The 14,909-nt window shown below is 53.9% G+C and carries 18 protein-coding genes; 14 read left to right on the top strand and 4 right to left on the bottom strand.

The window, feature by feature from the left end; all coding sequences use genetic code 11:
- The first annotated feature begins 18 nt into the window (after nt 1-18).
- The 7 genes from mlaF to murA all read left to right on the top strand — a co-directional run bounded on the left by mlaF (nt 19) and on the right by murA (nt 4,849).
- Nucleotides 19-831: a phospholipid ABC transporter ATP-binding protein MlaF gene (mlaF, locus tag ACWWFX_RS08310; RefSeq protein WP_015962831.1), complete on the top strand. Its 813-nt coding sequence runs from the start codon at nt 19-21 to the stop codon at nt 829-831.
- A gap of 7 nt (nt 832-838) precedes the next feature.
- Complete coding sequence (mlaE, locus tag ACWWFX_RS08315; protein WP_276220976.1) at nt 839-1,621, top strand: lipid asymmetry maintenance ABC transporter permease subunit MlaE; 783 nt, start codon at nt 839-841, stop codon at nt 1,619-1,621.
- Between the two features lie 4 nt (nt 1,622-1,625).
- Complete coding sequence (gene mlaD / locus ACWWFX_RS08320) at nt 1,626-2,186, top strand: outer membrane lipid asymmetry maintenance protein MlaD (protein ID WP_276220975.1); 561 nt, start codon at nt 1,626-1,628, stop codon at nt 2,184-2,186.
- An 18-nt stretch (nt 2,187-2,204) separates the two neighbouring features.
- A complete protein-coding gene (gene mlaC / locus ACWWFX_RS08325) occupies nt 2,205-2,840 on the top strand; it encodes a phospholipid-binding protein MlaC (RefSeq protein ID WP_276220972.1) in 636 nt (211 codons plus the stop codon).
- On the top strand, nt 2,840-3,130 hold the full coding sequence (gene mlaB, locus ACWWFX_RS08330) for a lipid asymmetry maintenance protein MlaB (protein WP_276220970.1): 291 nt from the start codon (nt 2,840-2,842) through the stop codon (nt 3,128-3,130). Before mlaC ends, mlaB begins: the two co-directional genes overlap by 1 nt.
- Nucleotides 3,131-3,269: 139 nt before the next feature.
- Nucleotides 3,270-3,524 (top strand): BolA family iron metabolism protein IbaG, encoded by a 255-nt coding sequence (gene ibaG / locus ACWWFX_RS08335; protein WP_015962836.1) that lies wholly within the window; start codon nt 3,270-3,272, stop codon nt 3,522-3,524.
- A gap of 65 nt (nt 3,525-3,589) precedes the next feature.
- Nucleotides 3,590-4,849 (top strand): UDP-N-acetylglucosamine 1-carboxyvinyltransferase, encoded by a 1,260-nt coding sequence (murA, locus tag ACWWFX_RS08340; RefSeq protein ID WP_015962837.1) that lies wholly within the window; start codon nt 3,590-3,592, stop codon nt 4,847-4,849.
- A gap of 58 nt (nt 4,850-4,907) precedes the next feature.
- Here murA and sfsB read toward each other — a convergent pair whose 3' ends face one another.
- Together sfsB and ispB are read right to left on the bottom strand one after the other, a co-directional pair.
- Nucleotides 4,908-5,177, bottom strand: coding sequence for a DNA-binding transcriptional regulator SfsB (sfsB, locus tag ACWWFX_RS08345; protein ID WP_231826119.1), 270 nt, complete (start codon nt 5,175-5,177; stop codon nt 4,908-4,910).
- A 205-nt stretch (nt 5,178-5,382) separates the two neighbouring features.
- On the bottom strand, nt 5,383-6,354 hold the full coding sequence (gene ispB, locus ACWWFX_RS08350; RefSeq protein ID WP_015962839.1) for an octaprenyl diphosphate synthase: 972 nt from the start codon (nt 6,352-6,354) through the stop codon (nt 5,383-5,385).
- Between the two features lie 258 nt (nt 6,355-6,612).
- Here ispB and rplU point away from each other — a divergent pair, with 258 nt between their 5' ends.
- The 4 genes from rplU (at nt 6,613) to cgtA (ending at nt 9,464) form a co-directional block, all read left to right on the top strand.
- On the top strand, nt 6,613-6,924 hold the full coding sequence (rplU, locus tag ACWWFX_RS08355; RefSeq protein WP_003025032.1) for a 50S ribosomal protein L21: 312 nt from the start codon (nt 6,613-6,615) through the stop codon (nt 6,922-6,924).
- Nucleotides 6,925-6,943: 19 nt separating this feature from the next.
- Nucleotides 6,944-7,201, top strand: a complete 258-nt coding sequence (gene rpmA, locus ACWWFX_RS08360) for a 50S ribosomal protein L27 (RefSeq protein WP_007673187.1) — start codon at nt 6,944-6,946, stop codon at nt 7,199-7,201.
- Between the two features lie 103 nt (nt 7,202-7,304).
- Nucleotides 7,305-8,270: a DMT family transporter gene (locus tag ACWWFX_RS08365; protein WP_276220958.1), complete on the top strand. Its 966-nt coding sequence runs from the start codon at nt 7,305-7,307 to the stop codon at nt 8,268-8,270.
- A 15-nt stretch (nt 8,271-8,285) separates the two neighbouring features.
- Nucleotides 8,286-9,464 carry an Obg family GTPase CgtA gene (cgtA, locus tag ACWWFX_RS08370; protein WP_456146573.1) on the top strand — a complete coding sequence of 393 codons (1,179 nt, stop codon included), beginning with the start codon at nt 8,286-8,288 and terminating at the stop codon, nt 9,462-9,464.
- Nucleotides 9,465-9,502: 38 nt separating this feature from the next.
- On the opposite strand, the gene dacB is transcribed toward cgtA, so the two are convergent.
- Nucleotides 9,503-10,936: a serine-type D-Ala-D-Ala carboxypeptidase gene (gene dacB, locus ACWWFX_RS08375; RefSeq protein WP_276220955.1), complete on the bottom strand. Its 1,434-nt coding sequence runs from the start codon at nt 10,934-10,936 to the stop codon at nt 9,503-9,505.
- Between the two features lie 246 nt (nt 10,937-11,182).
- On the opposite strand from dacB, the gene greA reads away from it, so the two are divergent.
- Nucleotides 11,183-11,659 carry a transcription elongation factor GreA gene (gene greA, locus ACWWFX_RS08380; RefSeq protein WP_276220953.1) on the top strand — a complete coding sequence of 159 codons (477 nt, stop codon included), beginning with the start codon at nt 11,183-11,185 and terminating at the stop codon, nt 11,657-11,659.
- Nucleotides 11,660-11,812: 153 nt separating this feature from the next.
- Here greA and yhbY read toward each other — a convergent pair whose 3' ends face one another.
- Entirely contained in the window at nt 11,813-12,106 is a 294-nt protein-coding gene (yhbY, locus tag ACWWFX_RS08385; RefSeq protein WP_041686369.1) for a ribosome assembly RNA-binding protein YhbY, read from the bottom strand.
- Nucleotides 12,107-12,232: 126 nt separating this feature from the next.
- Here yhbY and rlmE point away from each other — a divergent pair, with 126 nt between their 5' ends.
- Both rlmE and ftsH read left to right on the top strand, forming a co-directional pair.
- Entirely contained in the window at nt 12,233-12,862 is a 630-nt protein-coding gene (gene rlmE, locus ACWWFX_RS08390; RefSeq protein WP_015962846.1) for a 23S rRNA (uridine(2552)-2'-O)-methyltransferase RlmE, read from the top strand.
- Nucleotides 12,863-12,962: 100 nt separating this feature from the next.
- Nucleotides 12,963-14,897, top strand: a complete 1,935-nt coding sequence (ftsH, locus tag ACWWFX_RS08395; protein ID WP_276220948.1) for an ATP-dependent zinc metalloprotease FtsH — start codon at nt 12,963-12,965, stop codon at nt 14,895-14,897.
- The last annotated feature ends 12 nt before the right edge of the window (nt 14,898-14,909 follow it).

A 14,909-nucleotide genomic window follows, 5' to 3' on the forward strand; every position in this document is an offset into this window, starting at 1 on the left:
CCTGGTAAAGGTAAACGTATGAGCCAGAGTTTAGCGAATCTTGTTGATGTCCGGGGAATGAGCTTTACGCGCGGGAACCGTGTCATCTTTGACAATATCTCGCTTTCGGTGCCGCGCGGAAAAATTACTGCCATCATGGGGCCGTCGGGCATCGGCAAAACCACGCTGCTGCGCCTGATTGGCGGGCAGATCCCACCGGACAGCGGCGAGATCCTGTTTGACGGCGAGAATGTGCCGGAGATGTCCCGCTCGCGCCTGTATACCGTGCGTAAGCGCATGAGCATGCTGTTTCAGTCCGGCGCGCTGTTCACCGACATGAACGTTTTTGACAATGTCGCCTATCCTATTCGTGAGCACACGCATCTTCCTCCCGCTCTGCTGAAAAGCACGGTGATGATGAAACTGGAAGCTGTCGGCCTGCGTGGGGCGGCGAAATTGATGCCGTCAGAGCTCTCCGGCGGCATGGCGCGACGTGCGGCGCTGGCGCGCGCGATCGCGCTTGAGCCCGACCTCATCATGTTTGATGAACCTTTTGTTGGTCAGGACCCCATCACCATGGGCGTGCTGGTCAAACTGATTTCGGAACTCAATAGCGCGCTGGGTGTCACTTGTGTCGTGGTTTCGCACGATGTGCCTGAAGTGCTGAGTATCGCGGATTACGCCTACATCGTGGCGGATAAAAAAATTGTCGCGCACGGGAGCGCGTCGGCATTGCAGGAAAATGACGATCCTCGGGTACGCCAGTTCCTCGACGGCATTGCCGACGGGCCTGTGCCGTTCCGCTATCCTGCGGGCGACTATCGCCGCGATCTCTTAGGAACAGGGAGCTAACTTACTCATGCTGTTAAATGCACTGGCCGCGCTGGGCCATCGCGGGATTAAGACCCTCGCGACGTTCGGGCGCGCCGGGTTAATGTTATTCAATGCCATCGTCGGCAAGCCGGAGTTTCGTAAGCATGCGCCGTTGCTGGTGCGTCAGCTTTATAATGTTGGCGTGCTGTCGATGCTGATCATCATCGTGTCCGGGGTGTTTATCGGCATGGTGCTGGGGCTTCAGGGATATCTGGTGCTGACCACCTACAGCGCTGAGACCAGTTTAGGCATGCTGGTGGCGCTGTCGCTGCTGCGTGAACTGGGGCCGGTAGTTGCCGCGCTGCTGTTTGCGGGCCGCGCAGGTTCCGCACTGACGGCGGAAATCGGCCTGATGCGCGCGACGGAACAGCTCTCCAGTATGGAGATGATGGCGGTCGATCCGCTGCGTCGCGTCATTGCCCCACGTTTCTGGGCGGGCGTCATCTCGCTGCCGCTGCTGACGATTATGTTCGTCGCGGTGGGTGTGTGGGGCGGCTCGCTGGTTGGTGTGAGCTGGAAAGGTATTGATGCGGGCTTCTTCTGGTCGGCAATGCAAAACGCGGTGGATTTACGTCTTGATCTGGTGAACTGCCTGATTAAGAGCGTGGTCTTCGCCATTACGGTTACATGGATTGCGTTATTCAACGGTTACGATGCGATCCCCACTTCTGCCGGGATCAGCCGGGCGACAACGCGCACCGTGGTGCATTCGTCGCTGGCGGTACTTGGGTTGGACTTTGTGCTGACGGCACTGATGTTTGGGAATTGAGTGAATGCAAACGAAAAAGAGTGAAATCTGGGTCGGTATCTTTTTGCTGGTTGCCATGCTGGCGGCGCTGTTTATCTGCCTGAAAGCGGCGGATGTTACCTCGCTGCGTGTGGAGCCGACATACCGCATTTACGCTACCTTCGATAACATCGGCGGCCTGAAAGCGCGTTCGCCGGTACGTATCGGCGGGGTAGTGATTGGTCGCGTCGCGGACATCACCCTCGACCCGAAAACCTATCTGCCGCGCGTGGCGCTGGATATCGAAGAGCGTTACAACCATATTCCGGATACCAGCTCGCTGGCAATCCGCACCTCCGGCCTGCTGGGGGAACAGTATCTGGCGCTGAACGTCGGATTTGAAGACCCTGAGCTGGGAACGGCTATCCTTAAAGATGGCGGGACCATTCAGGACACTAAATCCGCGATGGTGCTGGAAGATTTAATCGGTCAGTTCCTTTACAGCAGCAACAGTAAAGGCGGTGACAATAAGAATTCAGGCGATGCGCAGAGCTCCGGCGAAGGACATACTGATGCTGCGACGCCTGCTGCTGGCTCGACGAATTAATTTCAGGAGACTTAACTCATGTTTAAACGCTTATTGATGGTCGCTATGCTGGTGATTGCCCCGTTAACCGCGGCAACGGCGGCTGACCAGTCCAATCCGTACAAGCTGATGAATGAAGCGGCGCAGAAAACTTTTGATCGCCTGAAAAATGAACAACCGAAAATTCGCGCGAATCCAAACTACCTGCGCGACGTGGTCGATCAGGAACTGCTGCCGTACGTGCAGGTAAAATACGCCGGTGCGCTGGTGCTGGGCCGTTACTACAAAGACGCGACGCCGGCACAGCGTGACGCTTACTTCGTGGCGTTCCGTGAATACCTGAAACAGGCATACGGCCAGGCGCTGGCGATGTACCACGGTCAGACCTACCAGATCGCGCCGGAACAGCCGCTGAACGATGCGTCTATCGTGCCAATCCGCGTGACCATCATCGACCAGAACGGCCGCCCGCCAGTGCGCCTGGACTTCCAGTGGCGTAAAAATACCCAGACGGGTAACTGGCAGGCTTACGACATGATTGCGGAAGGGGTGAGCATGATCACCACCAAGCAAAACGAGTGGAGCGATCTGCTGCGCACTAAAGGCATTGATGGCCTGACCGCACAGCTGAAATCCATCTCCAGCCAGCCGATCACGCTGGAACAGAAAAAATAATGACAGAACAGTTAAGCTGGACGCGCGATGGGGAAATCCTGTCGCTACACGGTGAACTGGATCAAGATCTGCTGGTTCCCCTGTGGGACGCCAGAGCAGAGGCGACGAGCGGCGCGCAGGTAATTGATTTAAGTGGTTTAAGCCGCGTTGATACCGCCGGCCTGGCGTTATTAATCCACTTTATCGAGCTGATCCGCCGTCAGGGAAATACAGCCAGCGTTAAAGGTGTGAGCGAAAACGTCGCCACGCTCGCCGGGTTGTATAATCTGCCAGCAGATATGATCCCATAATACTTTCAGTGCGTTATTGCTGTTGATTACTCCCAAAGCCCCATCAATCTGCACGATGGGGCTTTTTGATTGTTTAAGCCTGCGTCACTTTCCTCTAAGATGTTGGGCTGTTTTCTCTATCAGATAAAAATGTGAACCCATGGAAAATCATGAAATTCAGACCGTGCTGATGAATGCACTCTCCCTTCAGGAAGCGATCGTCTCGGGCGATGGCAGCCACTTTCAGGTTATCGCGGTGGGTGAGATGTTTGACGGCATGAGCCGGGTCAAGAAGCAGCAGACTATCTATGCCCCGCTGATGGAGTATATTGCGGACAACCGCATCCATGCCCTGTCAATCAAAGCGTATACCCCGCAAGAGTGGGCGCGCGACCGTAAACTTAACGGATTTTGAGCCATGGATTCGCCTGTAAAGGCGTGAATCGATGGCGAGTATGACTTTTAACAGAGAACAGAATAATGGATAAATTCCGTGTTCAGGGGCCGACTAAGCTCCAGGGCGAAGTGTCTATTTCCGGCGCTAAAAATGCCGCACTGCCAATCCTCTTCGCCGCACTGCTGGCGGAAGAGCCGGTAGAGATTCAAAACGTCCCGAAACTGAAAGACGTTGATACGTCGATGAAGCTGCTGAGCCAGTTAGGCGCGAAAGTTGAGCGCAATGGTTCGGTACACATCGATGCCAGCGGTGTGAACATCTTCTGCGCGCCGTATGAACTGGTGAAAACCATGCGTGCTTCTATCTGGGCCCTTGGGCCGCTGGTAGCGCGTTTTGGTCAGGGTCAGGTTTCGCTGCCTGGCGGTTGCACCATTGGTGCGCGTCCGGTTGACCTGCACATTACTGGTCTGGAACAGCTCGGCGCGACCATCAAGCTGGAAGAAGGCTATGTAAAAGCCTCCGTCGACGGCCGCCTGAAAGGCGCGCACATCGTGATGGACAAAGTGAGCGTTGGCGCCACCGTGACCATCATGTCGGCTGCTACGCTTGCTGAAGGCACCACCATCATTGAAAACGCCGCGCGTGAGCCGGAAATTGTCGATACGGCAAACTTCCTCGTTGCGCTGGGCGCGAAAATCAGCGGCCAGGGCACCGATCGCATTACCATCGAAGGCGTAAAACGCCTGGGTGGCGGTGTTTATCGCGTACTGCCAGACCGTATTGAAACCGGTACTTTCCTGGTGGCGGCGGCAATCTCTCGCGGCAAAATCATCTGCCGTAACGCCTGCCCGGAAACGCTGGACGCCGTGCTGGCGAAACTGCGCGAAGCCGGTGCTGAAATTGAAGTCGGCAGCGACTGGATCAGCCTGGATATGCACGGTCAGCGTCCGAAAGCGGTGAACGTGCGTACTGCGCCGCACCCTGGCTTCCCGACCGACATGCAGGCGCAGTTCACCCTGCTGAATATGCTGGCGGAAGGTACGGGTGTGATCACCGAGACCATCTTCGAAAACCGTTTCATGCACATTCCTGAACTGATCCGTATGGGCGCTCGTGCGGAAATCGAAAGCAATACGGCTATCTGTCACGGCGTTGAGAAACTTTCCGGCGCTCAGGTGATGGCGACCGATCTGCGTGCATCTGCAAGCCTGGTGCTGGCAGGTTGCATCGCGGAAGGTACCACCATTGTTGACCGTATCTATCACATCGACCGTGGCTACGAGCGCATTGAAGACAAACTGCGCGCGCTGGGTGCGAATATCGAACGTGTGAAGGGCGAGTAATCGTTCTGCTGACAACGCCTCTTACGCGCAGCGTGAGAGGCGTTGTGCTTTCTGAGGTTTATTTCTTTTTCGACTGACGCATCAACTGCGTCTTATCAATAAACTGATGCGTGATAGGGTCGTGATAGCGTGACGGCCAGATAACCCACGGTTCTGTACCCAGTGCTTTGGCGATAATCAGCTCACCTTTCGGCCACGGGCGCGACAGAACGTTGGCAAGCGTAGAGGAACTCAGGCCATTTTTGCGGGATTCCGCCGCCATTGTTGTGCCTTTTTTGCGCAGACCCGCGATGATATCCGCAGGGTGCCAGTCAATAAACTTATCCATGTTACCTCCCTGTTCAGAAGCTAAATTGCTCGTGAAAACAACACGGGAGTACTATAACGCTTTCTGTAGATAAGCTCTAAAAAGTTCATGTAACACGACTCAAAATTCAGAAAACATCAAGTTATTGACGCCATCAGGCGTGAATTATCATTTTTTGGATTTTACTGGAACTCTCCCGCAAGGTGCGCGGGAGAGAAAGACAGGATTAATGGTCGCGCTGAACGGCGATGTGGGCGAGGGCGATAAGCGCATCGCGCCATTGGGAATCCGGCAGCGGTGAGAGGGCGGCAATGGCTTTATCTGCTTCTTCTTCGGCGCGCTGACGCGTCCACTCCAGCGAGCCACAGGCCGCCATCGCTTCCAGAACCGGCTCCAGCAGATGACGCCCGTTACCCTGCTCAATCGCGCCGCGAATCAGTAGCGCTTGTTCCGGGGTACCGTTACGCATGGCATGCAGCAGCGGCAGCGTCGGTTTGCCCTCGTTGAGGTCATCACCCACGTTTTTGCCGAGCGTCTCGCCATCGGCGCTGTAATCCAGTAAATCATCAATCAACTGGAAAGCAGTACCGAGATAACGTCCATAATCCTGCAAGCCTTTTTCCTGCTCTGGCGTACAGCCCGCAAGCAGGCCGGAACACTGGGATGCCGCTTCAAACAGGCGCGCGGTTTTACTGTAAATCACGCGCATGTAGTTTTCTTCGGTGATATCCGGGTCGTTGACGTTCATCAACTGCAGAACTTCGCCTTCTGCAATCACGTTCACCGCTTCCGACATCACTTCCAGCACCTTCAGCGAGCCGAGGCTGGTCATCATCTGGAACGCGCGGGTGTAGATGAAATCGCCGACCAGGACGCTTGCCGCATTACCGAACGCGGCATTCGCGGTCGCTTTCCCGCGACGCATGTCTGATTCATCCACCACATCGTCGTGCAGCAGCGTGGCAGTGTGGATAAACTCAATCAGCGCGGCGATGGTTACATGGGCATTTCCCTCGTAGCCGACAGCGCGTGCTGCCAGTACGGCGATCATAGGGCGAATGCGTTTTCCACCTCCACTGACGATGTAATAACCCAACTGATTGATGAGCTGAACATCTGAGTTGAGCTGTTCAAGAATCGTTGCATTGACACCCGCCATATCCTGCGCGGTTAACTCATTGATTTGTTGTAGATTCATCGCAAAAGCCGGGCTTAATGTCCTGTTTACCACTTATCCATACAGGATAACGAAGGTTTTACGTTAGAGTTGTAGTACTGATTGTACTGAAAAAACGGCTCAGATAAACGTTACCGTGAAAGTTGTGTTTTTTTTCTGCATGTATTGATGGTAGCACTTGTCAAAGGCTCGCGTTTTGCGTAATATTCGCGCCCTATTGTGAATATTTATAGCGCACTCTGAATCACACGATTAATGTGCGCGGAAGCGGAGTTCTATATGTACGCGGTTTTCCAAAGTGGTGGTAAACAACACCGAGTAAGCGAAGGTCAGACCGTTCGCCTGGAAAAGCTGGACATCGCAACTGGCGAATCTGTTGAATTCGCTGAAGTTCTGATGATCGCAAACGGTGAAGAAGTCAAAATCGGCGTTCCTTTCGTTGATGGCGGCGTAATCAAAGCTGAAGTTGTTGCTCACGGTCGTGGCGAGAAAGTTAAAATCGTTAAGTTTCGTCGTCGTAAACACTACCGTAAGCAGCAGGGCCACCGTCAGTGGTTCACTGATGTGAAAATTACTGGCATCAGCGCCTAAGACCTGAGGAGAGATTTAAATGGCACATAAAAAGGCTGGCGGCTCAACTCGTAACGGTCGCGATTCAGAAGCTAAACGTCTTGGCGTTAAGCGTTTCGGTGGCGAAACCGTTCTGGCGGGTAGCATCATCGTTCGTCAGCGTGGTACCAAATTCCACGCTGGTAACAACGTAGGTTGCGGTCGTGACCACACTCTGTTTGCTAAAGCAGACGGTAAAGTGAAATTCGAAGTTAAAGGCCCGAACAACCGTAAATACATCAGCATCGTTGCTGAGTAAGGTTTTCGTGGTCCGGTAACGGATTAAAGCCCCGCAACTCGTTGCGGGGCTTTTTACATTCGACGCCCGGAAAATCACAGTGGTCTCAGGCAGGGAATCCGGTATGAAGCAGCAGGCAGGTATTGGTATTCTTTTGGCACTCACCACGGCGATATGTTGGGGTGCTTTGCCGATTGCAATGAAGCAGGTACTGGAGGTCATGGAACCGCCTACCGTTGTCTTCTATCGCTTTTTAATGGCCACTGTCGGCCTCGGCCTCATTCTGACGGTGAAGCGTAAGCTGCCGCCGCTGCGAATTTTCCGTAACCCGCGTTGGCTGGTGCTGCTGGCGATTGCCACAGGCGGTCTGTTTGGGAACTTTGTTCTCTTCAGCTCCTCGCTGCAATATGTCAGTCCGACCGCTTCGCAGGTCATTGGGCAGCTTTCTCCCGTTGGGATGATGGTTGCCAGCGTATTTATCCTCAAAGAGAAAATGCGCGGTACGCAGATTGTTGGCGCTATCATGCTGGTCTGTGGGCTGGTGATGTTCTTCAACACCAGTTTGATTGAGATTTTCACGCGCCTGACCGACTACACCTGGGGCGTTATCTTCGGTGTCGGGGCGGCGATGGTCTGGGTGAGCTATGGCGTCGCGCAAAAGGTGTTATTGCGGCGGCTGGCGTCACAACAGATCCTGTTTTTACTGTACACTTTATGTACTATTGCGCTGCTGCCATTGGCAAAGCCGGCGGTTATCCATCAGCTCAGTGACTGGCAGCTGGCCTGCCTGATTTTCTGTGGGCTGAACACACTGGTTGGCTATGGCGCACTGGCGGAAGCCATGGCTCGCTGGCAGGCGGCGCAGGTGAGCGCGATTGTGACGCTCACCCCACTGTTTACACTGTTGTTTTCAGATTTATTATCAATGGCCTGGCCCGATTTCTTCGCCAGACCGATGTTAAACCTTATCGGTTATCTCGGTGCGTTTGTCGTGGTTGCGGGCGCAATGTATTCCGCCATTGGTCACCGTCTTTGGGGACGGTGGCGTAAGCGTGAGGCGGTTGTAGTTGTCCCCCGCTCAGGCGAATGATTTACGGAGAGTAAAATGAAGTTTGTTGATGAAGCAACGATCCTGGTTGTAGCAGGTGATGGCGGTAATGGTTGCGTAAGCTTCCGCCGTGAAAAATATATTCCACGCGGTGGCCCTGATGGCGGCGACGGCGGTGATGGCGGTGATGTCTGGCTGGAAGCGGACGAGAACCTGAACACCCTGATTGACTACCGTTTCGAAAAATCTTTCCGTGCTGAACGTGGCCAGAACGGCCAGAGCCGTGACTGTACCGGTAAGCGCGGGAAAGACGTCACCGTTAAAGTGCCGGTTGGTACGCGTGTTATCGATCAGGGTACTGGCGAAACCATGGGCGATATGACCAAACATGGTCAGCGTCTGATGGTGGCAAAAGGTGGCTGGCACGGTTTGGGGAACACCCGTTTTAAATCGTCCGTTAACCGTACTCCGCGCCAGAAAACGATGGGTACGCCGGGTGATAAACGTGACCTGCAACTGGAACTGATGCTGCTGGCCGACGTTGGGATGCTGGGTATGCCGAACGCTGGTAAATCCACCTTCATCCGCGCCGTGTCTGCGGCGAAGCCGAAAGTGGCGGATTATCCGTTTACCACCCTGGTGCCAAGCCTTGGTGTGGTGCGTATGGATAACGAGAAGAGCTTCGTGGTTGCCGATATTCCGGGGCTGATCGAAGGCGCAGCGGAAGGTGCTGGTCTGGGTATCCGCTTCCTGAAACACCTTGAGCGCTGCCGTGTTCTGCTGCACCTCATCGACATTGCGCCAATCGACGGTTCCGATCCGGTTGAGAACGCCCGCATTATTATTGGCGAACTGGAGAAGTACAGCGAAAAACTGGCCGGTAAGCCACGCTGGCTGGTCTTCAACAAGATCGACCTGATGGATAAAGCGGAAGCTGAAGCGAAGGCTCAGGAGATTGCAGACGCGCTGGGTTGGGAAGGTAAACACTACCTGATCTCCGCCGCCAGTCAGCAGGGCGTAAAAGACCTGTGCTGGGATGTCATGACCTTTATCATCGAGAATCCGATTGTCTCTGCTGAAGAAGCGGCGCAGCCGGAAAAAGTCGAATTCATGTGGGATGACTACCACCGTCAGCAGCTTGAAGAAGCGGCTGTCGAAGAAGAAGATGATGAAGACTGGGATGACGATTGGGACGAAGACGACGAAGAAGGCGTTGAGTTCATTTACAAGCGTTAACCTAAAAAACCCGGCCTGATGGCCGGGTTTTTTTATGCTCAGTTATTCTGATAAATATCCTTATACAACCGACTCTCAAACCGCACCAACGGAATACGCCTGTTACGTTGATCCGCCGGTGAAACCGCATAGCCCGAAAGATACTGCACAAACGCCATGCGCTGACCGCTGGCGGTGGTGATAAATCCGGCCAGGTTATACACACCCTGCAGTGAACCCGTTTTCGCGGAAACTTTGCCATCCACGCCCGCCTGATGCAGACCTGCGCGGTATTGCAGAGAACCGTCGTGCCCGGCGAGCGGCAGCATGGAGATGTAGTTCAGCTCGTTATCATGCTGAGCAATATATTGCAGAACTTGCATCATCGTCGCAGGGGCGATCAGGTTATGCCGTGAAAGGCCGGAGCCATCGGCGATAATCGTGTTGCCTAAATCGACGCCCGCCTGCTGACGCAGGATCTGACGTACCGCATCCGAACCAGCGCGCCAGGTACCCGGCACGTTGAAACGCGCGTGGCCAATCATCCGGAAAACGGTATCGGCGATCATGTTGTCCGATTTTTTCAGCATGATCCGCAGCAGATCGTGCAGCGGCGCAGATTGCTTACTGGCGATGACCGTTCCCGGCTCGTTGACGAGCGTCTGGCGCAGCAGCGTGCCGCTGTAGGTGATGCCAGCCTGCTTCAGTTCATCTTTAATGATCGCGCCGGCGTAGCTGGCGCCGTCCTGTATCGCGAAAGCCAGTGGAAGCGGCTCGGAACGCTGCGGCAGACAGCCGGTCAGGGTGTAGCGGTTAAGATCGCCTGGCACCACGTCCAGCTCACAGTATTGCGCGTCCGGGGAGCCTTTCGCCAGCGTACGTACCTGGCTGAACATGGTCACCGGATAGTAGGAAGCGACGCGAATAAACGCTAAATCATCCGCTTTTTGCGCACTATAGAGAGAAATCGAGAAGCAGTTGCGATCGACAATCGCGGCAGCGGGCGGGGCGCTGAAGCACTGGGTCATGTCGTTCCACGGCCAGCCAGGGGCTTTATCGTGACTGGCGAAAATCGAGGTATCAATCAGCACATTACCTTCAATTTTCTGTACGCCTGCTTTTTTCAGGTTCGCCACCATATTGCGAATATCCTGGCGTTTTAGCGTCGGATCGCCGCCAAATCGTGCCACCAGGTCGCCTTTCAGCGTGCCATCATCAATGCTGCCTTTACTCTCAAGGGTGGTGGTAAAACGGAAGTCAGGGCCAAGCTGTAGCAACGCCGCAAGCGCAGTGATCACTTTCTGCGTACTGGCAGGCAGCGCCATCTGCTGACTGTGGTAGTCAATCTCTGGCGCTGCTGCGCCCACTTTTTGCACCATAAAAGCAAGATTGGCCCCTGCAGGAAGTTGACTGGTGTACTCTTCAACATTCGCGGCCTGGACGCTAAACGCTATCGTGGTGGTCAATCCAATGATAAATCTGGAAAATCGCATAATCCCGCGCTAACAACCTGGAAACAAGCCGACATACTACGGCGCAACGCCCTGTAAAGTAAACGATGACCCATAGTGAACTTCAGGGTAAAATGCTTATCAAATGAGAAATTGCTGCTGACCTGGGACTTTGTACCCGGGTCGGTTTTCTTTTGCTTCTGGCCTGGCCGCGTGGCGTTGTCAGGCGGGCTGAGAGCCGGAGTGGGGTGAACTGCTCCCAACAGGAATGTTCAAGAGGTATAACAAATGCAAGCTATTCCGATGACCCTTCGTGGCGCAGAAAAACTGCGTGAAGAACTCGATTTTCTGAAATCTGTTCGCCGCCCAGAAATCATTGCGGCTATTGCGGACGCGCGTGAACACGGCGACCTGAAAGAGAACGCTGAATACCATGCCGCCCGTGAGCAGCAGGGCTTCTGCGAAGGCCGTATTAAAGATATCGAAGCCAAGCTGTCTAACGCGCAGGTGATCGACATCACCAAAATGCCTAACAATGGCCGCGTGATTTTTGGCTCCACCGTCACCGTACTGAACCTCGATACTGATGAAGAACAAACCTACCGTATCGTGGGTGATGATGAGGCGGATTTTAAGCAGAATCTGATTTCTGTGAACTCACCGATCGCGCGTGGCCTGGTCGGCAAAGAGCAGGATGATGTCGTAACCATTCGCACGCCAGGCGGCGAAGTTGAGTACGAAATCATTAAGGTAGAGTATCTTTAACGGTTGCCCAACACAGAGTTGTTGATGCATTGTAAAGATAAGAAAAAGGCCGCATAGCGGCCTTTTATCAAGCTGAAGAGCGTGGCATGTTGCTAGCCTTCGCGAAGGAAAACCCTCGTTTTACACACTGTTGTGTGCAATTTTAGGATATTCTTAACGTGGCAGCGAGATTTTACGCTCTTTACTCGGGCGATAAAGCACCAGCATTTTACCGATGACCTGTACGTTACAGGCGCCGGTTTCGCGCACGATAGCGTCCACGATCAAGGTTTTGGTCTCGCGATCTTCAGACGCGACTTTCACCTTGATAAGTTCATGGTGCTCTAACGCTTGTTCAATCTCGGCCAGTACCCCTTCGGTCAAACCATTATTGCCAAGCATGACTACCGGCTTGAGCGGATGTGCCAGACCTTTCAGGTGCTGTTTTTGTTTAGTACTCAGATTCATCGTATATTTTTGCTTACGTTGGGATTGAAAACGGGTCATTCTACCGCCATCTCCCATATATCGCCAAATAGTGCGTTGAAATTTACGCCGCATGGCAACGATGTTCTGCCCCGATGGGAAAGTTAAATGACAGGTAAGAAGCGTTCTGCCAGCTCAAGTCGCTGGCTTCAGGAACACTTTAGCGATAAATATGTTCAAGCGGCACAGAAAAAGGGGTTACGTTCCCGTGCCTGGTTTAAACTTGATGAAATACAGCAAAGTGACAAACTTTTTAAGCCGGGGATGACGGTTGTCGACCTCGGTGCTGCCCCAGGAGGCTGGTCACAGTACGTGGTCACGCAGATTGGTGGCAAAGGCCGCATCATTGCTTGCGATCTTTTACCTATGGATCCAATCGTTGGTGTGGACTTCCTTCAGGGCGACTTTCGTGATGAACTCGTTATGAAAGCGTTACTGGAACGCGTGGGTGACAGTAAAGTACAAGTTGTCATGTCAGATATGGCACCAAACATGAGTGGAACACCCGCGGTGGATATCCCCCGCGCCATGTATCTGGTGGAGCTGGCGCTTGAAATGGCTCGTGATGTATTAGCGCCAGGCGGTAATTTTGTAGTGAAGGTGTTCCAGGGCGAAGGCTTCGATGAGTATCTAAGGGAAATTCGCTCCCTGTTTACGAAGGTGAAAGTTCGTAAGCCGGACTCTTCCCGCGCACGTTCGCGAGAAGTGTACATTGTAGCGACCGGGCGAAAACCATAGACGGTGGATTTTCAAACGAAAGTTTGAAAGACACTGGATATAGAGTATCCTGACGCTGTTTTTAACACAGTTGTAATAAGAGGTTAATCCCTTGAGTGACATGGCGAAAAACCTAATACTCTGGCTGGTCATTGCCGTTGTGCTGATGTCAGTATTCCAGAGCTTTGGGCCCAGCGAGTCGAATAGCCGCAAGGTGGACTACTCTACCTTCCTGCAAGAGGTCAATCAGGACCAGGTTCGCGAAGCGCGTATCAACGGACGTGAGATCAACGTTACCAAGAAAGATAGTAACCGTTACACGACTTACATTCCGGTTAACGATCCGAAGCTTCTCGACAACCTGCTGACTAAAAATGTCAAAGTGGTTGGCGAACCGCCTGAAGAACCGAGCCTGCTGGCTTCTATCTTCATCTCCTGGTTCCCGATGTTGTTACTGATCGGTGTCTGGATCTTCTTCATGCGCCAGATGCAGGGCGGCGGTGGCAAAGGTGCCATGTCGTTCGGTAAGAGCAAAGCGCGCATGCTGACGGAAGATCAGATCAAAACCACCTTTGCTGACGTCGCAGGCTGTGACGAAGCGAAAGAAGAGGTGGCTGAGCTGGTTGAATACCTGCGTGAGCCGAGCCGTTTCCAGAAACTGGGCGGTAAAATTCCGAAAGGCGTCCTGATGGTCGGCCCTCCGGGTACCGGTAAAACGCTGCTGGCGAAAGCGATCGCTGGCGAAGCGAAGGTTCCGTTCTTTACGATTTCCGGTTCTGACTTCGTAGAAATGTTCGTCGGTGTGGGTGCATCTCGTGTGCGTGACATGTTCGAACAGGCGAAGAAAGCGGCACCGTGCATCATCTTTATCGATGAAATCGACGCCGTAGGCCGCCAGCGTGGCGCAGGCCTGGGCGGTGGTCACGATGAACGTGAACAGACTCTGAACCAGATGCTGGTTGAGATGGACGGCTTCGAAGGTAACGAAGGTATTATCGTTATCGCGGCAACTAACCGTCCGGACGTTCTTGACCCGGCGCTGCTGCGTCCTGGCCGTTTCGACCGTCAGGTTGTGGTTGGCCTGCCAGATGTTCGCGGTCGTGAGCAGATCCTGAAAGTTCACATGCGTCGCGTACCGCTGTCGCCGGATATTGACGCGGCAATTATTGCCCGTGGTACCCCTGGCTTCTCCGGTGCAGACCTGGCGAACCTGGTGAACGAAGCGGCACTGTTTGCGGCTCGTGGCAACAAACGCGTTGTATCGATGGTTGAGTTCGAAAAAGCGAAAGACAAAATCATGATGGGTGCGGAACGTCGCTCCATGGTGATGACGGAAGCGCAGAAAGAATCCACCGCGTACCACGAAGCAGGCCACGCGATTATTGGTCGCCTGGTACCGGAACACGATCCGGTGCACAAAGTGACGATTATCCCGCGCGGACGTGCGTTGGGTGTGACCTTCTTCCTGCCTGAAGGCGACGCGATCAGCGCCAGCCGTCAGAAACTGGAAAGTCAGATTTCTACGCTGTATGGCGGTCGTCTGGCAGAAGAGATCATCTACGGTGCAGAGCATGTTTCTACCGGTGCGTCGAACGACATTAAAGTCGCGACGAACCTGGCGCGTAACATGGTCACCCAGTGGGGCTTCTCCGACAAACTCGGTCCGCTGCTGTACGCGGAAGAAGAAGGCGAAGTGTTCCTGGGCCGTTCTGTCGCGAAAGCGAAACATATGTCTGATGAAACTGCGCGTATCATCGACCAGGAAGTAAAATTGCTGATCGAACGTAACTACGACCGTGCGCGTCAGTTGCTAAACGATAATCTGGACATCCTGCATTCAATGAAAGATGCGCTCATGAAATATGAGACCATCGATGCGCCGCAGATTGATGACCTGATGGCCCGCCGTGATGTTCGCCCGCCAGCTGGCTGGGAAGAACCGGGTTCATCCAACAATTCTGACAACAATGGCACCCCGCGTGCGCCGCGTCCGGTCGATGAACCGCGTACGCCGAACCCGGGCAACACCATGTCAGAACAGTTAGGCGACAAATAAGTTATCCGCACG

This window comes from Pseudocitrobacter sp. 2023LY-00077 (assembly GCF_055796175.1).